Raw genomic sequence first — 18,880 nt, forward strand, 5'->3', positions numbered from 1 at the left:
GAAACGGGGCTTGCGTGCGCGCACGAGGCGCTATGCTTGGTGCATGTCCACCGACGCCACCCTCGCCCGCATCGCCGCCGCGCTCGAGCGCCTCGCGCCGCCCCCGCCGCCCGCGGCCGATCCGCGCGCGCATCCGGCATATCTGTGGGACGGCCGCGTCCTGACCGCGACGCGGGCGCATGCGCCACTGCCGCTATCGATGCTGACCGGGATCGACGCGCAGAAGGCCGCGCTGCTCGCCAATCTGGAGCGGCTGGCGGCGGGCCATGCCGCGCACGACGTGCTGCTGTGGGGTGCGCGCGGCACCGGCAAGTCGGCACTGGTGGCGAGTGCCGCGCATGCCGCCGGCGTCGCGCTGGTCGAGGTCGCGGCGACCGGGCTCGACGGCCTGCCCGCGCTGTTCGGCGTTCTGTCGGGCGTGTCGCGACCGTTCGCGGTGTTCGTCGACGATCTCGGCTTTTCCACGCCGGCGGAGGCGCGTGCGCTGCGGTCGTTGCTGGAAGGCGGGGCGGAAGCGCGGCCTGCGAATGTTCGGCTGCTGGTGACGTCGAACCGGCGCCATCTCGTGCCGCGCGACATTGCGGAGCAGGAAAGCGCCATCAACCCGCGCGACGCGGTCGACGATGCGTTGGCGCTCGCCGACCGGTTCGGCCTGAGCCTCGGTTTCCACGTCGTCGATCAGGACACCTACCTGGCGATCGTCGCGCGCTATGCGGACGCCTATCGCTTGCCGTTCGATCCGCACGACGCGGTCGGCTGGGCGACGCGGCGCGGCAGCCGGTCGGGCCGGGTGGCGTGGCAATATGTCGTCGAGCTGGCCGGGCGCGAAGGGAAGGCCTTGCCGCGTTAGGCTCGCCTCACGCTATCCCCTCGACCATCTCCGCCAGTTCCAGCCAGCGAATCTCGGCGGCATCCTTCTCTTCCCGCGCCTTGGCCGTCGACGCCATCAGCGCATCGAATCGCTTCGGATCGCGGACGTAGAGGTCGCCGTCGGCCAGCGCCGCCTCGTCCCGCGCGATCGCGGTGTCGAGTTCCTCGATCCGTTTCGGCAACAGCTCATAGTCGCGCTGGTCCTTGTAGGTCAGCTTGGCTTTCGGTGTGGGCGGCGGGGGCGGGGCCGCGATCGGCTTCGCCGCCTTCACGCCGCCCTTGGGCCGTCGCTTCGCTTCCCAGTCAGCATAGCCGCCCGCGACCACATCGACGCTGCCCGACCCGTCGAGGCCGAGGGTAACCGTCACCGTTCGGTCCAGGAAGTCGCGGTCATGGCTGACGATCAGGATGGTGCCGGCGTAATCGGCGATCACTTCCTGCAACAGATCGAGCGTTTCGAGGTCGAGGTCGTTGGTCGGCTCGTCGAGCACCAGCAGGTTCGATGGTCGTGCGAACTCGCGCGCCAGCAGCAACCGTGACCGCTCGCCGCCTGACAGCGTACCGACCTTTGCGTCGACCAGGCCGGGTTCGAACAGGAATTCCTTCAGATAGCCGACGATGTGCTTCTTCGCGCCCAGCACGTCGATCCACTCGCCGCCCTCTGTCAGTACGTCGCGCACGGTCTTTTCGGGAGCCATCAATTTTCGTTGCTGATCGATGACGATGCCGTCCAATGTCTTGGCGAGCCGGATCGTGCCGGTATCGGGCGCGAGCTCGCCGGTCAGCAGCCGCAGCAGCGTGGTTTTGCCCGCACCGTTCGCGCCGACGATGCCGATGCGGTCGCCCCGGGTGATGCGCAGGTCGAGGTTGCGGATGATCGTGCGGTCGGCAAACCCCTTCGTCACGCCCTTGGCGTCGATCACGACCTTGGTCTTGGCGTCGTCGACCCCGACCTGGAGCGCGGCGGCGCCTTGTGGGCCGATCATCGCGGCGCGCGCGGCGCGCATGTCCTTCAGCTTGGCGAGCCGCCCCTGGTTGCGCCGCCGCCTGCCGGTCACCCCGCGCTGGAGCCAATGCTCCTCGATCTTCAGCTTTGCGTCGAGCCGCGCGGCGTTGCGCTCCTCCTCGGCATAGACCGTCTCGGTCCACGCCTCGAACCCGCCGAAGCCGACGTCGGCACGGCGAATCTTGCCGCGGTCGAGCCACAGCGTCTGCCGCGTCAGCCGCGTGAGGAAGGTGCGGTCGTGGCTGATGACGACGAAGGCACCGCGGAACCGCGACAGCCAGTCCTCTAGCCACTCGATCGCCGCGATGTCGAGGTGGTTGGTCGGCTCGTCGAGCAACAGCACGTCGGGGTCCATCGCCAGCGCCCGCGCGATGGCGACGCGGCGACGCTCGCCCCCGCTGGCGGTCGCGGCCTCGCGGTCGAGGTCGATACCGAGCTGGTCGGCGATCGCGTCGACCTCGTGCGGGGCCGGCGCGCCATCGCCCGACAGCGCGAAATCGCGCAGCGTGGCGAAGCCTGCGACCTGCGGATCCTGCTCCAGCAGCACGACCTTCGTCCCCGGCACGATCGTGCGCCGGCCGAGGTCGGCATCGATGCTGCCGGCAATCAGCTTCAGCAGCGTCGTCTTGCCCGCACCATTGCGCCCGATCAGCGCCAGCCGGTCGCGCGGGCCGATAAACAGGTCGAGATCGCGGAACAGCCAGCCCGAGCCCTGATTCAGCCCGAGGCCTTCGTAAGCGAGAATAGGTGCAGCCATGGCCGCGCGCCCTAGAGATTTAGCGCAGCTAAATCGAGGCCAAAGCGCGCGCCCGACCGGCCTCGCCATAGCGAGGACCGACGACGTGGCTTTGCCACGGCGTGGCGGCGACAGTCGCGGGCTCGACACGGGAGTAAATCCCGTGTCGTCGGTCGGAACTGTCGTCCCGCCGGCCGGCCTTGCGCGAGTCCGGCGGCGGGCTCGCCTCGCCGACTGCCGCGCGGCGGGCTATTCACAGGCTGTTCAATACCCGCCGCCTATGCGACGACCGTGATGACAATGTTCCTGCCCAGCGTACTCGCCGCCAGCCTGATTTCCGTGTCGCCCCTTCCGGTCGGCGCGATCGAGCCTGTGCAGCATCGTCGCGGCGATCAGGACGCGGCATTGAGCGCCCGCAAGCAGGGACGCACGCTGCCGCTGAGCGAGATCGAACGTCGTATCATCCCGACGATGAAGGGCGCCGAATACATCGGCTTCGTGTTCGATTCGGCCAGTGCGGTTTACACGCTTAAATTCCTGCGCGATGGGAACGTCATCTGGGTGCTGGTCGATGGTCGTTCGGGCATGGTGCTCGGTCGCGCCGGCGGCTGATTCAACGAATTTAGGGGAGTAGGCCGATGCGCGTCCTGATCGTCGAGGACGAGCCCAATCTGGGTCAGCAGCTTCGCAACACGCTGGAGGGGGCGGGCTATGCCGTCGATCTCGCCACCGACGGCGAGGAGGGGCATTTCCTCGGCTCGACCGAGCAATATGACGCGATCATCCTCGATCTCGGCCTGCCCGAGGTCGACGGCCTGACCGTGCTCGACCGCTGGCGCAAGGAAGGCCGCAGCGCGCCCGTCCTGGTGCTGACCGCGCGGGACAGCTGGTCCGACAAGGTCGCCGGGCTGGATGCCGGTGCCGACGATTATGTCGCGAAACCCTTCCAGACCGAGGAGCTGATCGCCCGCCTGCGCGCGCTGATCCGCCGCGCGTCGGGCAACGCCTCTGCCGAGCTGACCGCGGGCGACATCCGCCTCGACACCCGGTCGGGCAAGGTGACGCGCGCCGGTGAGCCGGTGAAGCTGACCGCGCAGGAATACAAGCTGCTCAGCTACCTGCTCCACCACAAGGGCAAGGTCGTCAGCCGCACCGAACTGATCGAGCATATCTACGACCAGGATTTCGACCGCGATTCGAACACGATCGAGGTGTTCGTGACGCGCATCCGCAAGAAGCTGGGCCAAGACGTCATCACGACGATCCGCGGCCTCGGCTACAGCCTCGACGAGCCGGACGAGCGCCGGCCGACCGAATAATTATGGGCTGCGGCGGGGAATGATCCGTGGATAGCGTCACCGCCGATCCCAACGAGCCGCCGCCGCGCCCCTATGTCCGCGTGACGGGGTCGCTGTCGCGCCGCATGATCGCGATCGCGGCGGCGTGGATCATGGTGCTGCTGGCGGGCGGCGGCTATGCGCTCGATCGCGTGCTGACCTCTGCGATCGCATCCAATTTCGACAACCAGCTCGATTTCCTGCTGACGACGATGATGACATCGGCGGAGATCGGACCGGAGGGCGAAGTCACCTTCAACCGCGAACTGGCGGACCAGCGGTTCCTCGAGCCGGGGTCCGGGCTCTACTACCAGATCAGCGGCACGGGGTATGAGGCGTTCCGGTCTCGCTCGTTGTGGGACCGCACGCTGCGCGTCACCGCCCCGCACCCCGACATGAAGACCCATTCGTACGACAGCCGCGAATTCGGCAGCGGCGAGCGGTTGCGCGTGATGGAGCGCGACGTGCGTCTGCCGGGGTCGCCGGTGCGCTGGAAATTCCAGATCGCGCAGAGCCGCGCCGGCCTCGACGAACAGATCGGGGCGCTGCGCCGCGTGCTCATCCGCAGCTTCCTGCTGCTGGGCGCCGGGCTCATCATAATGGTCGCGCTCCAGACCTTTTACGGCCTGCTCCCGCTGCGCAAGGTCCGGCTGGAAATCCAGCGGATGCGTGCCGGCAAGACCAACCGGGTGAAGGGCGACATGCCCGCCGAAGTCGCCCCGATGGTCGAGGAGCTGAACGCCCTGATCGCCCACAACGATCGCCAGGCCGAGGAAGCGCGCCGCCACGCGGGTAATCTGGCGCACGCGCTGAAGACGCCGCTCACCGTCATCATGAACGCCGCCGCCGCGGGGCAGGCGGATTTGGGCGAGACCGTGATCCGCGAGGCGCGGACGATGCGGCGGCAGGTCGACCACCACCTTGCCCGCGCTCGCGCGGTCGGGCGGCGCGGGTCGGCGCACAGCCGCGCGGAGGTGTGGCCGAGCGTCGAGGCGGTCGAGCGTGCCGTCGCGCGCCTCTATCCCAACGTCCGCCTCGACGTGGACGGGCCGAAGGATCTGTCGGCGCATATCGAGCGGCAGGATCTCGACGAGATCCTCGGCAATCTGGTCGAGAATGCCGCCAAATACGGCGGCGGCAGCGTGTTCGTGACGGTCGCCGCGCAGGCCGGCTTTGTCGAGTTCCTGGTCGAGGACGATGGCGTCGGCATTCCGGAATCGGACCGCATCCGCATCTTCGACCGCGGCGTGCGGCTCGATTCGGGCAAGCCCGGCACCGGCCTCGGCCTCGCCATCGTGCGCGACGTTGCCGAAATCTACGAAGGCACCGTCAGCCTGGAGGAAAGCGAGGATCTGGGCGGGCTGCTCGTCCGGCTGCGGCTGCCCGCGGCCTGACGATCAGAGGAGGCCGAGCGCGCGGAAGCTCGTCGTGCGGTCGCCCGCCAGGATCAGCGCATCGACCATCCGCACCTCGATTCCATCGAGCACGCGCGCGATCGCGCGGGTCCATGCCAGGTCGCCGGGGCTTGGGCTGACGTCGCCGCTCGGGTGGTTGTGCGCCATCACCACGAATCGCGCATCGAGCGACAGCGCGTCGCCCGCCAGCAGCCGCGGCAACACCGCCACCCGGTCGCGCCCGCCGCGGATGTGGCGCAGCCCGAGCAGCGTCCGGTCGCGCGCCAGATAGGCGATACCGGCGATCTCGTGCGGGGCGGTCGCGATGTCCGCGAACAGGGCGCGTGCGGCGGGAACGCCATCGATGCAGCGGACGATTACCGGAGCGGGTAGGGCAACCGCCATTCGCGGCAGACTGCGGACGCCCGCGCGTAGCCGCCACCGCAACCGCATCCATTATGGCGCCGGATCGGATGCGCCGCTGCCCGGTTGTGCGCGGTCGCCGACGCGGTAGAGATACCGCATGACCGACCCCAACCCCGAAGAACGCCTCTACCTCGACCTCTTGACGCGCGTGTGGGAGGCGGGCGACGAGCGCCGCGACCGCACCGGGGTTGGCACGCGGTCGCTGTTCGGGCCGACGCTGCGCTTCGACCTGTCCGGCGGGCGCGTGCCCCTGCTGACGACCAAGCGCGTGGCGTGGAAGACCGCGGCGCGCGAGATGTTGTGGTTCCTGTCGGGCGACACCAACATCCGCGGACTGGTGCGGCAAAAGGTGCATATCTGGACCGACTGGCCGCTCGCCGCCTATGTCCGCGCGACGGGCGAGGCGATCGACCGCGACACGTTCGAGGCGCGCATCCTGGCCGACGATGCGTTCGCCGCGCGGTGGGGCGAACTCGGTCCGGTGTACGGGAAGCAATGGGTCGACTGGCCGGTGTACGAACCCGCCGGCGACGGGCTGTATCGGCGGCGAGCGAAGGGCATCGACCAGATCGCGGCGCTGCTCGAATCGCTGCGCACCAACCCGATGTCGCGGCGGCATATCTTCACCGGGTGGAACGTCGCGGAACTGGACGGCATGGCGCTGCCACCGTGCCACATGACGTACCAATATCATGTGGCGCGCGGGAAACTGTCGGGAATGCTGTGGCAGCGGTCGTGCGATCTGGGGCTCGGCTTTGCCTTTAACGCCTTCTCCGCAGCGTTGCTGATCCGCATGCTCGCCCAGCAATGCGATCTCGAGCCCGGCGAACTCGTGTGGAGCTGCGGCGACGCGCACGTGTATCTCAACCACGAACACCTCGTCGCCGAACAGACCGCGCGCGAACCGCGGGCTTTCCCGACACTCTGCATCACGCGGCGTCCGGCGACGATCTTCGATTACGCCATCGAGGATTTCGTGGTCGAGGGCTACGATCCCCACCCGCACATCGCGGCGCCGGTGGCGGTATGACCACCCCCGTTCGTTTCGAGCGTAGTCGAGAAACCGGGCGCACCGCTCGGGGCATGTTTCTCGACTAAGCTCGAAACGAACGGATCGGTTAGAGAACGCCCAGCCCGCCCCGCGCGTCTAGCGCCGCCAGCTGCCGCGTCAGCACCGCGCGAAACACCGCGTCCGCCGCCAGCTCCGCCGGAAACACCGCCGCGATCGACAGCAGCGCTGCAACCCGCTCGCCCGGATCGGTCAACCCGGCCAGCCGCGCCGCCGTCACCGCGGCCAGCGGGTCGTCCACCACGAACGCCGCGCCGGCGTCGTCGCGCCCGCCCTGCCACTTCATCCACGCTGCGACGCCCAGCGCCAGCGCCTCAACCTCCAACCCGCGCGCCCGCCGCTCGGCGATCGGCGCGAGCAGCCGCTGGGGCAGCTTTTGCGACCCGTCCATCGCGATCTGTCGTGTACGGTGACCGAGCGCCGGGTTGGCGAAGCGCGCGATCAAGTCCCCGCGATACGCCGCCACGTCCAGCCCCGGTGGCGGCGTGAGCGTCGCCGCCGCCTCATCCCACAGCCGCTCGACGAAAGCGCGCACCGGAGTCTGCGCCACCATTTCGTGGACGAATTCCACCCCGGCCAGCCCGCCCAGATACGCGATCGCACTGTGCGCGCCGTTCAGCAGCCGCAGCTTGGCATCCTCCCACGGCGCGACCGCGGGCGTGACCTGAACGCCGACGCCCTCGAAATCGGGACGCTCGCCGGCGAAGCGATCCTCGATCACCCACTGGCTGAACGGCTCGGTCTTCACCATCGCCCGGTCCTCGACCCCGATCCGTACGGCGAGCGCGGCGACGTCGGCGTCGGTGGTCGCGGGAACGATGCGGTCGACCATCGTCTGCGGGAAGGCGCCGTGACGCTCGATCCAGTCGGCCAGCGCCGGGTCGTGCGCGCGCGCCAGTGTCGTTACCGCCGCCGCCAGCCGCGCGCCATTGTGCGGAAGATTGTCGCAGCTGATCGCAGTGAAAGGCATCAGTCCCTCCGCCCGTCGCCGGGCGAGCGCCGCCACGATCAGGCCCGGCGCGGTGCGCGGGCGCTCGAGCGATGCCATGTCGGCGGCCAGATCGGGGTCGTCGGCAATCAGCGCACCGGTCGCGGGATCGAGCTTGTAGCCCTTCTCGGTCACCGTCAGGCTGACGATGTGGCAAGCTGCATCCGCCATCGCCGCGACCACGGCCTGCGGGTCTTCGGGCGCCACCAGCACGCGGTGCACTGCGCCGATCACCGCCAGCCGCTCGTCACCGCCATCGCGCGTCGCCAGCGTGTAGAGCCCATTCTGCGGCGCCATCTGGTCGCGGACGCCCGACGATCGCAGCGAGACAGCCGTAATCCCCCAGCGCAGGTCGCCTGCCGCCAGCGCCTGCTCGGCATACCAGGCTTGATGCGCGCGGTGGAATGCGCCGATGCCCAGATGGACGATGCCGCTGGTCACCTTCGCCCGGTCATAGGCCGGTCGCGCGACGTCGGCGGGCAGGGCGGGGAGGATGGCGGTAGAAAGTCGGTCCATGACACCGGTTTCTACGCCCCGCGCTTGGCTTGGCAAGCGATGGCGGCCTGCGCATAGTCGCGCGATGCCCGACATCGTCCTCTACCTCGCCCGCGCCACCAACGGCGTGATCGGGCGCGACGGCCAGTTGCCGTGGCGCCTGCCCGCCGACCTGAAGCGCTTCAAGGCGATGACGATGGGCAAGCCGATGGTGATGGGTCGCAAGACGTTCGAGAGCTTCCCCAGCCCCTTGCCCGGCCGCCGCCACATCGTGCTGACCCGCGATCCGGCGTGGCGCGGGGAGGGGGCGGAAATCGCGGGCACGCTCGAAGAGGCGATCGCGCTCGCCGGTGACGTGCCCGAGGTCGCGGTGATCGGCGGCGCGGAAATCTTTGCCCTCGCGCTGCCGATCGCGAGCCGGGTCGAGTTGACCGAAGTTCACGCGACGCCCGAGGGCGATGCGGTCGTGCCGCCCTTCACCGGCTGGCGCGAAACCGCGCGAGAGGATCACGACGGCTACAGCTTCGTGACGCTGGAGCGCGGGGCATGAGGCGGATCATCGGGCTCGGCGCGATCGTCGCCGCCCTCGCGCTCGCAGCCTTTTTCCTGCTCGCGCCGGGCATCGTCGAGCGGAGCATGAACAAGGTCGTGCCGGTCGCGCTGAAGACCACGCCGCGCTCCGCCGGCATGGCGGTGGGCAGCGTCGATCTGCACGCCGACACATTGCTGTGGAGCCGCGACCTGACGACGCGCGCGACGCGGGGGCAGGTCGATCTGCCGCGGCTGGCGCAGGGCGGCGCCGCGCTCCAGGTTTTCAGCAGCGTGACCAAGACGCCGAAGGGCCAGAATTACGATCGCAACACCGGCGACACCGACAATATCACGCTGCTGACCGTCGCGCAGTTGCAGCCGCCGCGGACGTGGACGTCGCTGCTCGAACGCTCGCTCTGGCACGCCGAGAAGCTGGAGCGCGCCGCTGCGCGGTCGGACGGGGGCCTGCGCGTCATCCGCAGCGCCGCCGACCTCGACCGGCTGCTCGCCGATCGCTCAGGCACAGCGCGCCCGGTCGGGGCGATTCTGTCGGTGGAGGGGTTGCAGAACCTCGAGGGGAAGCTCGCCAATGTCGATCGGCTCCATGCCGCGGGCTTCCGCATGGCGGGGTTCACGCATTTCTTCGACAACGACCTCGCCGGGTCGATGCACGGGGTGTCAAAGGGCGGGCTGACGCCGTTCGGCCTCGCGGTCATGCGGCGGATGGAGGCGCAGGGGATGATCGTCGATGTGGCGCACGCCAGCCACGCCGCGGTCGCCGACATGCTGCGGCTGGCGCGGCGCGCGGTCGTGTCCTCGCACGGCGGCGTCCAGGCGACGTGCCGGGTCAACCGCAACCTGACCGATGAGGAAATCCGCGGCATCGCGCGCACCGGCGGTCTAATCGGCATCGGCTATTGGGACGCCGCGGTCTGCTCGACCTCTCCCCGAGCGATCGCCGCCGCCATCGCCCATGTCCGTGACGTCGCCGGGATCGATCATGTCGCGCTGGGATCGGATTTCGACGGCGCGGTCACCACCGGCTTCGATACGACCGGGCTGGAGTCGATCGCCCAGGCGCTGCTCGACCGCGGCTTCACCGCCGACGAGGTGGCGAAGGTGATGCACGGCAACGCGCTGCGCGTGCTGCGTGCGGGGATTCAGCCGAAGCGGTAGGGATCGAAGCTCGCAGCCAGAGCGTCGGGCGTGCCGTCGAACTCCGCCAGCAGCAGCTCCGCGCCCAGCGCCGCGAAGCTGACCCCGTTGCCGCCGAACCCGCTCGCCAGCCACAGCCCGTCGTGGTTGCGCGCCCTGCCGATCGCGGGAAGGCCGTCGGGCGACGCCCCAAACGTCGCCGCCCAGCGCCGGTCGACCGCGATGTCGGGCACGTTCAGCAGCGCGGCGAGTTTTGCGGCGATCGTGCCGGCCTTCTCCTCGATCCGGCGGTCGCGTGAGGCTTCGGGTGTGGCGAAATCCTCGTCCTCGCCGCCGGCGATGATCCGCCCCTCGGCATCGGTGCGCGTGTAGAGATAGGGATCGGACGCCCCCCAGATCATCGCGTCCTCGCGCCACTTGGGCGCGGTGCCCGGCGCGGTGGCGATGGCGTAGCTCGACAGCAGCGAAAAGGCGGGCGGCAGGAACGCGCGCGCCCGCTCATACCCGCCCGCCAGCACGATCCGATCCGCCGTCAGGGAGCCGCCATCAGTGACGACCGTGTTTCCATCGAAGCGCAGCGCATCCACCGGCCAGCTCACGGTCGCGCCATTGGCCCGCGCCCGCGCCAGCAGCCCGCAGGCGAGTGCCACCGGATCGACCAAGAAGCCGCCGTCCGACACCAGCGCGGGGCGGGGCGCGATACCGAATCGCTCGGCGACCGTCTCCGCCGCCAGCCATTCGCTCGGCAACCCGAACTGCCGCCGCGCCGCGCCCTCGGCCTCCAGCGCGTCAGCGTCGAGCAGGTCGCCCGCCAGGTACACGGTCGGTACGAACGGCGGGGCGTCGGTCACCTCGCCGACCTTCGCGTGCAGCCGCTGGACCGCGTCGTATACCCGCCGCCACCGCGTGCCCGCCGCATCCAGCCCGATCGTTTCCGCCAGATGCGTCAGCGGCGTGTCAATCTCCCACATCACCAGCGCGGTGGAGGCGGCGGTGCTGCCCGCGGCGGGCGGGCGGCGGTCAACCAGCGCGACGCTGCGCCCGCTCAGCGCCAGCGCATCCGCGACCATCGCGCCCATGATCCCGGCGCCGACGATTGCGACGTCAACCTTGCGCGTCGGCAGCGGGTCGCTGTCCGGGGGTGTAGCGTGGTCGGTCCATACGGGCGTGCCGGTGCGCAGGTCGTGATGTTCGGTCAGGTCGATCATGTCCCGCGCAACGCACGATTGCGCGTCTCGGGCCCGCTCGGCTAGGGCAGGCCGCATGGTGCGGCTGGACGGCGGCACGCCGGTTCCAGCGCCCTTGCGCGGCGGGATCGTCGCGCTCGGCAATTTCGACGGATTTCATCTCGGGCACCAGGCGGTCGCCGGCGCTACCATCGCGCGCGCGCGTGCCGAGGGGCGCCCGGCGCTGATCGCGACGTTCGATCCGCATCCGGTGCGCTTCTTCAAACCCGATGCCGCGCCATTCCGCCTGACCACGCTCGACCAGCGCGAGCGGCTGTTCGCCGACGCCGGGGCGGACGCGATGCTGGTGTTCCGCTTCGACGCCGCCCTAGCCAGCCTCGATGCGCGCGCGTTCGTCGAACAGCGGCTGATTGGCCTGATTGGCGCGGGCGGGGTGGTGACCGGCGAGGACTTCACCTTCGGTCACAAGCGCAGTGGAAACATCGACGTTCTACGGACGCTCGGCGCGGAGCTCGGCTTCTCGGTCGAGACGGTCGGCCCGGTCGCGTTCGACGGCGCGCCCGTATCCTCCAGCCGCATCCGCGAGGCGCTTCAAGCCGGACGCCCGCGCGATGCCGCCGCGCTGCTCACCCGTCCCTTCGCGGTGCAGGGCGTAGTCCAGCCCGGCGCGCAGCTCGGCCGCACGATCGGCTACCCGACCGCGAACCTCGACATGGGGCCGTACCTGCGTCCCGCCTATGGCATCTACGCCGTGCGCGGGCGGCTGGCCGACGGACGCATTTTGGACGGGGCGGCGAACCTCGGCATCCGCCCGACCTTCGAGCCGCCGATCGAGTTGCTGGAGGCGTATTTCTTCGACTTTTCGGGCGACCTGTACGGCCAGACGATCGAGGTCGAGCTGATCGAATACCTGCGGCCCGAGGCGAAGTTCGACACGCTGGAGGCGTTGCAGGCGCAGATGGCTGAGGATTGTGAGCGGGCGCGGACGCTGCTCCAGCCCTGAACGTGCCCCGGCGAAGGCCGGGGCCCAGTTGGCACGTCCCCCGACTGGGCCCCGGCCTTCGCCGGGGAACAGGTTGTGCGTAGCGTGACGCGCAAGTAATGCCCCACCACCTATGACCGACACGCCTGATACCGCGCGCGACTACCGCGACACCGTCTTCCTGCCGAAGACCGACTTCCCGATGAAGGCCGGCCTCGCCGCCAAGGAGCCGGCGATCCTCGAGCGGTGGGCGCGGCTGGGCGTGTACGATGCCTTGCGCGAGCAGCGCGCCGGGCGCGAGCGGTTCATTCTACACGACGGCCCCCCCTATGCGAATGGCGACATTCACATGGGCCACGCCATGAACAAGATCCTGAAGGACATCGTCGTCCGCTCGCAGAGTTTGATGGGCAAGGATGCGCCCTACGTCCCCGGCTGGGACTGCCACGGCCTGCCGATCGAATGGAAGATCGAGGAGGCGTATCGCTCCAAGAAGCTGAACAAGGACGAGGTGCCGGCCGCCGAATTCCGCGCCGAATGCCGTGCCTATGCGGCGAAGTGGGTCGCGGTGCAGCGCGCGCAGTTCGAGCGGCTGGGCGTGATGGGCGACTGGGACGACCCCTATCTGACGATGAATTTCGACAGCGAGGCGACGATCGTCGGCGAGCTGCTGAAGTTCGCCGAAAGCGGCCAGCTCTACCGCGGCGCCAAGCCGGTGATGTGGAGCCCGGTCGAAAAGACCGCGCTGGCCGAGGCCGAGGTCGAGTATGAGGACATCGTCTCGACGCAGATCGACGTCGCGTTCGAGATCACGGACGCCCCGAACGCCCCCGAACTGATCGGCGCACACGCGGTGATCTGGACGACGACGCCGTGGACGATCCCGGTGAACCAGGCTTTGGCTTATGGGACGAAGATCACTTACCGGACTTACACCATAGGCGTATCGGTCAACGCTGGAGTCGGCACTGACGTGTTCGCAGACGCTGCTTTGAAGCAATTGGATGGGCGCAAAATCTTAATTGCCGAGAGCCACTCCGACGTTTTGAAGAGCGAGCTTGAAGCGCGAATGCGAGCGCTTTGGGGAAATAATGGTGGCATCAGGTTGATGACCCTTGATGATGACAAGGCCTATTCAGGCAGGCAGCTTGAAGGAGTCCTTGCCCGCCACCCGATGGCTGATCGCTACCCAAACACATTCTTCGCCAAGCCCCGCCCGTTCCTGCCTGGCGAGTTCGTCACCACCGACGCTGGTACCGGCCTCGTCCATATGGCGCCCGACCACGGCGAGGACGATTTTGCGCTGTGCAAGGAACACGGCATCGACCCGGTCTTCGCGGTCGACGGTGCGGGGATGTACCGTGCCGACTGGGCGTGGCTCGGAGGGCAGGGTTCGGTCATCAACAAGAAGTTCGTCGCAAGCGACGGACCGATCTGCAGCGACCTGCGCGCAGCAGGCGCGCTGCTCGCGGCGTCGGACGACTTCGCGCACTCCTACCCGCATTCGTGGCGGTCGAAGGCAAAGATCATCTTCCGCGCGACGCCGCAGTGGTTCATTCCGATGGATGGTGCCCAGACCCGTTTCTCGACTTCGCTCGAAACGAACGGAATTGGAAATGCAGCCTCCCCCCAACCGTTCGCTTCGAGCGAAGTCGAGAAGCCGTTCTCCAACGGCGCCACACTCCGCGAAACCGCGCTCGACGCGATCGAGCGTACCCGCTGGATCCCCGTCCGCTCCCAGAACCGCATCCGTTCGATGGTGGAGGGGCGCCCGGACTGGGTCATCAGCCGCCAGCGCGCCTGGGGCGTGCCGATCGCGCTCTATGTCCATCGCCAGACCGGCGAGTATCTTGCGGACCCCGCGGTCAATGCCCGCATTGTGGAGGCCTTCCAGGCTGGCGGCGCCGACGCGTGGTTCGGGGCGGACCACGCCGCGCTGCTCGGTGCCGACTACGACCTCGCCGACTACGAGCCGATCAACGACATCCTCGACGTGTGGTTCGATTCAGGGTCCACCCACGTCTTCACCGTCGAGAAACGCTACGGCGAGGGCGTCCGCGCCAACCTGTATCTCGAGGGGTCGGACCAGCATCGCGGCTGGTTCCAGTCGTCGCTGCTGGAAAGCTGCGGTACCCGCGGGCGCGCGCCGTATGACGCGGTGCTGACGCACGGCTTCGCGCTCGACGGCAAGGGCAAGAAGATGTCGAAGTCGCTGGGCAACGTCGTCGACCCGCTGAAGGTGATCGGGGAAAGCGGCGCCGATATCCTGCGCCTGTGGGTCGCGCAGACCGACTATTTCGACGACGTGCGCGTCGGCAAGGAAGTGCTCGCCGGCACCGGCGACACCTATCGCAAGCTGCGCAACACCTTCCGCTATCTGCTCGGCGCCCTCGACGGCTTCGACGATGCGGAGAAGGTCGCGGTCGGCGACATGCCCGAGCTGGAGCTGTACATTCTCCACAAGCTAGGCACGCTCGACGTCGAGCTGCGCGCGGCGGCGGAGGCGTATGAATTCAACCGCTACACCCGCGCGCTGACCGATTTCGCGAACGACGACCTGTCGGCATTCTTCTTCGATATCCGCAAGGATTCGCTCTACTGCGACGCGGCCACCGACCCGAAGCGCCGGGCGTATCGCACCGTGCTCGACATCCTGTTCCACGCCCTCGTCCGCTATGCGGCCCCGATCATCGCCTTCACCGCGGAGGAAGTGTGGCAGGCGCGCTACCCGAGCGAGGACGGATCGGTGCATTTCCTCGAATGGCCGGAATTGCCGGCGCTGCCGGGTGACGATGCGATCTCGACCAACTGGGCAGACGTCCGCGCGCTGCGCACGACGGTGACCGAGGCGATCGAGCCCTATCGCCGCGAGAAGACGATCCGCTCCAGCAACGAGGCGGCGGTGACCGTCCCGGACATGCCGCTCGACGAAGCGGCGCTGGCCGAGGTGTTCATCGTCGCGCGCGTGACGCAAGACGATGCGCTGACCGTCACCCGCACCGATTACGCTAAATGCGGTCGCTGCTGGCGCCACCTCCCCGAGGTTGCGGTGGACGGCGCATTGTGCGACCGCTGCGCCTCCGTCGTCGCCTGAGTCCAAGCATGCCCCGCAATCGCCTGATCGGCTTCGCCGTCGCCGCCGCCGTCTTCGTCATCGACCAGCTGATAAAGGCGTGGGTCGTCGGCCCGTTCGGCCTCGATCACCTCGGCGCGGTGCGCGAAGTCGTGTCGTTCTTCGACCTGCGCTTCGTGCCCAACGTCGGCATCTCGCTCGGCCTGCTGCCCGCCGACAGCCCGGCGATGCGCTGGGGCCTGGTCGCGCTGACCGCGGCGATCGCGGTGGGCGTCGCCTTCTGGATGCGGCGCGAGACGGTGCGGGGCGACCTCATCGGCCTCGGCCTCGTGCTGGGCGGGGCGATCGGCAATATTCTCGATCGCATCCGTTTCGGCTATGTCGTCGATTATGCCGACCTGCATTTCGGCGAGTGGCGCCCGTTTTTGGTCTTCAATGTCGCCGACGCCGCGATTACCATCGGTGTCGTCATCCTGTTGCTGCGGTCGCTGTTCGTGCGCACCCCGGCGGCAGCGGTGCCCCAGGAGAAGTGAGAATGCGTAAGGTCGTGATCCTCGTCGGCGGTATCGCCTCCGTGCTGGCGCTGTCGGCCTGTGGCAGCGGCGGCGGCCTGAACCGCTCGCGCCCGGACGAATTCGCCGTGGCACGCCAGGCGCCGCTGGTCATCCCGCCCGATTATGCGCTAGTTCCGCCGCAGCCCGGCGCCGCCCGCCCGCAGGACGGCACCGCGGCGCAGCAGGCGCTCGACGCCCTGTTCGGCGGCCCCGCCCCGCGCAGCGCGACCGAAACCTCGACGCTGTCCGCCGCCGGCCGCGACATCGCCGGCGCCGGCATCCGGTCGGAAGCGGGCGATCCCAAGACCGTCGTGGTCGAAAAGGGCTCGACCACCCGCGACATCGTCGCCGCGCCCGAGGGTGACGGGCAGGCGGCTCGCGTGGCGACGCCGAGCGGGCAGTAAACTCTCGGTCTGAGAGACAAAAGGGGCGGGGACTCGGGTGAGTCTCCGCCCCTTTTTTCGTGGGCTGCCAATCCCCAGTCCGTTCGCCTCGAGTAGGGATCGAGCGCAGTCGAGAGCCCGTATCGAGAGTTTCTCTCCACGAGGCACCCACCTCTCGATACGTCGTCTCGACAAGCTCGACGCCTACTCGAGGCGAACGGTGTGGGTGGGCGTGAGGAGGCGAACCCTCAGAACGCAAATCCCACATACGCCAGCACGGTAGCTCCGCGCCCCAGCGACCGCGCGTATCCTTTCGGAAACGCCGCCGTCCGCCGCTCGCTGATGTCGGTATCGACGTAGCTGACCCCGACCTTCAGCGGCCCGCCGACCGCCTCCGCGGTTACCGACCAGTCGAGGTAGTTGTTGTCGAGCGTGCCGTTGAAGCCGCCCAGCGACCCCTCCGAATAGCCCAGATGCCCCTTAAGCGTGACCGGGGTCGTCGGGATCGCGACCGATGCCTCGCCGTAGGCATAGAGATTGTCGTCGTTGCCGCCGCGCGGGTCGAACCCCGCCAGTCCGTCCTGCCCGCCCCACGCGTAGGCGGCACCCAGCTTCGTCGCGACCGGCCCGATCGTGTAGGTGACCGCGGCATAGGGTTCGAAGAAGTCGGTGTTCAGCCCCGACGTCTTGTCGATCGGGTAGAGATAGTAGAGCAGCCCGACGTCGATCCCGACGCCGTTCGACAGCGTCTTGGTGAAGCCGCCGTACAGGTCGACCTCCGCCTCGCCATAGCCGGTTAGCGCCGGGGTGCTGCCGTCGGGGCCACCGTCGATCGTCGACACGAAGGTGCCGACGTAGAAGCCCGAGCTGTGGTTGACGTTCACCGTTCCCTGGATCGCGGGCTTGCCGTCGGTCTGGGTCAGGCCGCGGAACCGGTAGTCGCTGATGAGGGTCGCGCTGCCCGTCACGGTCAGCGCCGGGGGGGGGGCCGTCGCCGGATCGGGTAGCCGCGTTGCGGGATCGCTGTCCTGCGCGGCGGCGGGGGTGGCGGCGGCGATCAGGATCGCAGCCGCGCCGAGAGTCGAGAAACGCATCATATGACCTCCCTTGATGGGTCGATGGTTTCCGCCTGCGTGCCGGCTGTGGTGCTGCTTGGATGCGCCCCGCTTGTCCGGCGACGCGTCAGTCATGCCTCAAAGTTGCTGCGCCGCACAACATAAATCGACGCGCGCAGCAACTTTCGGCAATGGTCGTGTTGCGGTGACGCAACAATCGCCCGTCCTATCGAACGGCGACGATCGCATCGATCTCCACCGCGACGCCGCGCGGCAGCACCGGCACGCCGACCGCGCTGCGGGCATGCTTGCCGGCGTCGCCGAACAGCGACACCATCAGGTCCGACGCGCCGTTCGCGACCTGCGGCTGTTCGATGAAGTCGGCGGCCGAGTTGATGAAGACGCCCAGCTTCACGATCCGCTCGACGCGCTCGAACCCTCCCAGCGCCGCCTTGATCTGCGCCGCCAGCATCAGCGCGCACCGCTTCGCCGCCTCCTGACCATAGGCGAGGTCGCAATCGCCCTCACCCAGCCGCCCGAGCATCAGCGACCCATCCTCCTTGAACGGCAACTGGCCCGAGATGTGGAGCAGGCCGCCCGCCTCGACCGCGGGCACGTACGACGCGATCGGCGCGGCGGGGTTGGGGAGGGTGAGCCCGAGCTGTTCGAGCGTGCGGTCGATCTGGGTGGTCATGCGGCAACTCCTGAAAGGGCCGGGGCGGGTCGCCCCTCGGCAAAGCGGGTTTCGATCCACATCGCGGCGTCGCGCCAATCGTCGATGCGGGCGTGGGCGGCGGGCGCCTTGGGCACGTTCGGCGCCAGGCCGGGTTCGGAAATCATGTGCAGGCGGTGGACTTCGGGCGCGTGGCGGGCGACCGATTCGTGATGCACCGCCAGGTCGTCGACGAAGACGGTGACCGGGTTGCCGTGCTCCGCCACCAGCCGCGCGACGGGGGCGCCCTTGCCGCCCTGGTTGCATTCGACGCGGTGGGCGATGCCGTGCTCGGCCAGCTGCGCGATCCGCGCGTCGCGGCAATGGTCGCCCAAATTGGTGAGGATGACGATGTCGGCGGCCTTCGCGATGTCGGCCAGCGCCTCGCGCGCGTGGGGCACCAGCGTCTGGCGCGCCATTTCGTGCGGGAAGAAGCCGTCGAGCAGCGCCCACATATCCTCGCGTTCCACCCGCGATCCGTCCGACCGCCGCGTCATCGCGGTCGCGAAATCGCCGCCGTTCGCGTCGAAATCGATGGCGTGCGCCTCGTCCAGCCACACGCCGAAGTGGCGGACCATGTGCAGCAGCACCTCGTCGCAGTCGCAGATCAGCAGCGGTTTCATGCGGCCTCCAGCCGTTCGCGGGTGGCGACCAAGGCCGCAGGGGTGGTGCCGATGCCCTCGGCACAGGCAATCAGGTCGGGCTCATGCGCTTCCAGGAACGTCAGCAGCGCGACGAGAGTCGCGGGCGCCGACGCCGACGATCGCAGGTCGGCAGGTGCCAGTCCGGTGGTGTCGAGCAGCCGCATCGCCCGCTGCGGCTCGGCGAGCGTCCACACCAGCGCGCGCAGCGCGAGCGTCGAATCGTCGGGCGCCCCATCGGCATTTGTGTCGTCGCGCGGCATCGCTTACTCACTCGGCGTAAAGG

19 protein-coding genes are annotated in these 18,880 nt (G+C 68.8%); 11 read left to right on the forward strand and 8 right to left on the reverse strand.

The annotated features are described in order from the left end of the window. Positions 1–43 precede the first annotated feature (43 nt). A complete protein-coding gene (locus M9980_RS00635; RefSeq protein ID WP_250752334.1) occupies positions 44–850 on the forward strand; it encodes a DUF815 domain-containing protein in 807 nt (268 codons plus the stop codon). 7 nt (positions 851–857) lie between these two features. On the opposite strand, the gene M9980_RS00640 is transcribed toward M9980_RS00635, so the two are convergent. Beyond that, positions 858–2,633, reverse strand: a complete 1,776-nt coding sequence (locus tag M9980_RS00640; RefSeq protein ID WP_250752335.1) for an ABC-F family ATP-binding cassette domain-containing protein — start codon at positions 2,631–2,633, stop codon at positions 858–860. A 279-nt stretch (positions 2,634–2,912) separates the two neighbouring features. On the opposite strand from M9980_RS00640, the gene M9980_RS00645 reads away from it, so the two are divergent. The 3 genes from M9980_RS00645 (at position 2,913) to M9980_RS00655 (ending at position 5,343) form a co-directional block, all read left to right on the forward strand. After that, positions 2,913–3,224 (forward strand): hypothetical protein, encoded by a 312-nt coding sequence (locus M9980_RS00645; protein ID WP_340689106.1) that lies wholly within the window; start codon positions 2,913–2,915, stop codon positions 3,222–3,224. Positions 3,225–3,250: 26 nt separating this feature from the next. Then, positions 3,251–3,931, forward strand: coding sequence for a response regulator transcription factor (locus M9980_RS00650; RefSeq protein WP_250752337.1), 681 nt, complete (start codon positions 3,251–3,253; stop codon positions 3,929–3,931). 104 nt (positions 3,932–4,035) lie between these two features. Continuing rightward, on the forward strand, positions 4,036–5,343 hold the full coding sequence (locus M9980_RS00655; RefSeq protein WP_250755007.1) for a sensor histidine kinase: 1,308 nt from the start codon (positions 4,036–4,038) through the stop codon (positions 5,341–5,343). Between the two features lie 3 nt (positions 5,344–5,346). Here M9980_RS00655 and M9980_RS00660 read toward each other — a convergent pair whose 3' ends face one another. Next, entirely contained in the window at positions 5,347–5,748 is a 402-nt protein-coding gene (locus M9980_RS00660; protein WP_250752338.1) for a JAB domain-containing protein, read from the reverse strand. A 118-nt stretch (positions 5,749–5,866) separates the two neighbouring features. On the opposite strand from M9980_RS00660, the gene thyA reads away from it, so the two are divergent. Further along, positions 5,867–6,799 (forward strand): thymidylate synthase, encoded by a 933-nt coding sequence (gene thyA / locus M9980_RS00665; protein WP_250752339.1) that lies wholly within the window; start codon positions 5,867–5,869, stop codon positions 6,797–6,799. A gap of 88 nt (positions 6,800–6,887) precedes the next feature. On the opposite strand, the gene M9980_RS00670 is transcribed toward thyA, so the two are convergent. After that, positions 6,888–8,342 (reverse strand): mannitol dehydrogenase family protein, encoded by a 1,455-nt coding sequence (locus tag M9980_RS00670; RefSeq protein WP_250752341.1) that lies wholly within the window; start codon positions 8,340–8,342, stop codon positions 6,888–6,890. A gap of 64 nt (positions 8,343–8,406) precedes the next feature. Here M9980_RS00670 and M9980_RS00675 point away from each other — a divergent pair, with 64 nt between their 5' ends. Both M9980_RS00675 and M9980_RS00680 read left to right on the forward strand, forming a co-directional pair. Beyond that, complete coding sequence (locus M9980_RS00675; protein ID WP_250752343.1) at positions 8,407–8,871, forward strand: dihydrofolate reductase; 465 nt, start codon at positions 8,407–8,409, stop codon at positions 8,869–8,871. Next, positions 8,868–10,028, forward strand: a complete 1,161-nt coding sequence (locus tag M9980_RS00680) for a dipeptidase (RefSeq protein ID WP_250752346.1) — start codon at positions 8,868–8,870, stop codon at positions 10,026–10,028. The genes M9980_RS00675 and M9980_RS00680 overlap by 4 nt, the downstream gene beginning before the upstream one ends. Here the strand turns inward: M9980_RS00680 and M9980_RS00685 are convergent. Next, positions 10,013–11,215, reverse strand: coding sequence for an NAD(P)/FAD-dependent oxidoreductase (locus M9980_RS00685; RefSeq protein ID WP_250752348.1), 1,203 nt, complete (start codon positions 11,213–11,215; stop codon positions 10,013–10,015). The genes M9980_RS00680 and M9980_RS00685 overlap by 16 nt on opposite strands. A gap of 55 nt (positions 11,216–11,270) precedes the next feature. Between M9980_RS00685 and M9980_RS00690 the strand changes: the two genes are divergently transcribed. The 4 genes from M9980_RS00690 (at position 11,271) to M9980_RS00705 (ending at position 16,207) form a co-directional block, all read left to right on the forward strand. Next, on the forward strand, positions 11,271–12,197 hold the full coding sequence (locus tag M9980_RS00690; protein WP_250752349.1) for a bifunctional riboflavin kinase/FAD synthetase: 927 nt from the start codon (positions 11,271–11,273) through the stop codon (positions 12,195–12,197). 112 nt (positions 12,198–12,309) lie between these two features. After that, a complete protein-coding gene (gene ileS, locus M9980_RS00695; RefSeq protein WP_250752351.1) occupies positions 12,310–15,270 on the forward strand; it encodes an isoleucine--tRNA ligase in 2,961 nt (986 codons plus the stop codon). Between the two features lie 8 nt (positions 15,271–15,278). Next, positions 15,279–15,782 carry a signal peptidase II gene (lspA, locus tag M9980_RS00700; protein WP_250752352.1) on the forward strand — a complete coding sequence of 168 codons (504 nt, stop codon included), beginning with the start codon at positions 15,279–15,281 and terminating at the stop codon, positions 15,780–15,782. 2 nt (positions 15,783–15,784) lie between these two features. Then, positions 15,785–16,207, forward strand: coding sequence for a DUF3035 domain-containing protein (locus M9980_RS00705; protein ID WP_250752353.1), 423 nt, complete (start codon positions 15,785–15,787; stop codon positions 16,205–16,207). Positions 16,208–16,434: 227 nt separating this feature from the next. On the opposite strand, the gene M9980_RS00710 is transcribed toward M9980_RS00705, so the two are convergent. The 4 genes from M9980_RS00710 to M9980_RS00725 all read right to left on the reverse strand — a co-directional run bounded on the left by M9980_RS00710 (position 16,435) and on the right by M9980_RS00725 (position 18,857). Then, positions 16,435–17,283 carry a TorF family putative porin gene (locus M9980_RS00710; RefSeq protein WP_250752354.1) on the reverse strand — a complete coding sequence of 283 codons (849 nt, stop codon included), beginning with the start codon at positions 17,281–17,283 and terminating at the stop codon, positions 16,435–16,437. Positions 17,284–17,467: 184 nt separating this feature from the next. Then, a complete protein-coding gene (locus tag M9980_RS00715; protein ID WP_250752356.1) occupies positions 17,468–17,935 on the reverse strand; it encodes a RidA family protein in 468 nt (155 codons plus the stop codon). Then, on the reverse strand, positions 17,932–18,576 hold the full coding sequence (locus M9980_RS00720) for an HAD family hydrolase (protein WP_250752358.1): 645 nt from the start codon (positions 18,574–18,576) through the stop codon (positions 17,932–17,934). Before M9980_RS00720 ends, M9980_RS00715 begins: the two co-directional genes overlap by 4 nt. Further along, on the reverse strand, positions 18,573–18,857 hold the full coding sequence (locus M9980_RS00725; protein ID WP_250752360.1) for a DUF3572 family protein: 285 nt from the start codon (positions 18,855–18,857) through the stop codon (positions 18,573–18,575). The genes M9980_RS00720 and M9980_RS00725 overlap by 4 nt, the downstream gene beginning before the upstream one ends. Positions 18,858–18,880: the final 23 nt, after the last annotated feature.

The sequence above is a fragment of the Sphingomonas donggukensis genome (assembly GCF_023674425.1).
In the GTDB taxonomy this organism is placed as follows: domain Bacteria; phylum Pseudomonadota; class Alphaproteobacteria; order Sphingomonadales; family Sphingomonadaceae; genus Sphingomonas; species Sphingomonas donggukensis.

Coding starts and splice junctions, on each gene's coding strand:
- M9980_RS00635 (WP_250752334.1), top strand. CDS start 44: ATGTCCACCGACGCCACCCTCGCCCGCATCGCCGCCGCGCTCGAGCGC.
- M9980_RS00640 (WP_250752335.1), bottom strand. CDS start 2,633: ATGGCTGCACCTATTCTCGCTTACGAAGGCCTCGGGCTGAATCAGGGC.
- M9980_RS00645 (WP_340689106.1), top strand. CDS start 2,913: ATGTTCCTGCCCAGCGTACTCGCCGCCAGCCTGATTTCCGTGTCGCCC.
- M9980_RS00650 (WP_250752337.1), top strand. CDS start 3,251: ATGCGCGTCCTGATCGTCGAGGACGAGCCCAATCTGGGTCAGCAGCTT.
- M9980_RS00655 (WP_250755007.1), top strand. CDS start 4,036: ATGATCGCGATCGCGGCGGCGTGGATCATGGTGCTGCTGGCGGGCGGC.
- M9980_RS00660 (WP_250752338.1), bottom strand. CDS start 5,748: ATGGCGGTTGCCCTACCCGCTCCGGTAATCGTCCGCTGCATCGATGGC.
- thyA (WP_250752339.1), top strand. CDS start 5,867: ATGACCGACCCCAACCCCGAAGAACGCCTCTACCTCGACCTCTTGACG.
- M9980_RS00670 (WP_250752341.1), bottom strand. CDS start 8,342: ATGGACCGACTTTCTACCGCCATCCTCCCCGCCCTGCCCGCCGACGTC.
- M9980_RS00675 (WP_250752343.1), top strand. CDS start 8,407: ATGCCCGACATCGTCCTCTACCTCGCCCGCGCCACCAACGGCGTGATC.
- M9980_RS00680 (WP_250752346.1), top strand. CDS start 8,868: ATGAGGCGGATCATCGGGCTCGGCGCGATCGTCGCCGCCCTCGCGCTC.
- M9980_RS00685 (WP_250752348.1), bottom strand. CDS start 11,215: ATGATCGACCTGACCGAACATCACGACCTGCGCACCGGCACGCCCGTA.
- M9980_RS00690 (WP_250752349.1), top strand. CDS start 11,271: ATGGTGCGGCTGGACGGCGGCACGCCGGTTCCAGCGCCCTTGCGCGGC.
- ileS (WP_250752351.1), top strand. CDS start 12,310: ATGACCGACACGCCTGATACCGCGCGCGACTACCGCGACACCGTCTTC.
- lspA (WP_250752352.1), top strand. CDS start 15,279: ATGCCCCGCAATCGCCTGATCGGCTTCGCCGTCGCCGCCGCCGTCTTC.
- M9980_RS00705 (WP_250752353.1), top strand. CDS start 15,785: ATGCGTAAGGTCGTGATCCTCGTCGGCGGTATCGCCTCCGTGCTGGCG.
- M9980_RS00710 (WP_250752354.1), bottom strand. CDS start 17,283: ATGATGCGTTTCTCGACTCTCGGCGCGGCTGCGATCCTGATCGCCGCC.
- M9980_RS00715 (WP_250752356.1), bottom strand. CDS start 17,935: ATGACCACCCAGATCGACCGCACGCTCGAACAGCTCGGGCTCACCCTC.
- M9980_RS00720 (WP_250752358.1), bottom strand. CDS start 18,576: ATGAAACCGCTGCTGATCTGCGACTGCGACGAGGTGCTGCTGCACATG.
- M9980_RS00725 (WP_250752360.1), bottom strand. CDS start 18,857: ATGCCGCGCGACGACACAAATGCCGATGGGGCGCCCGACGATTCGACG.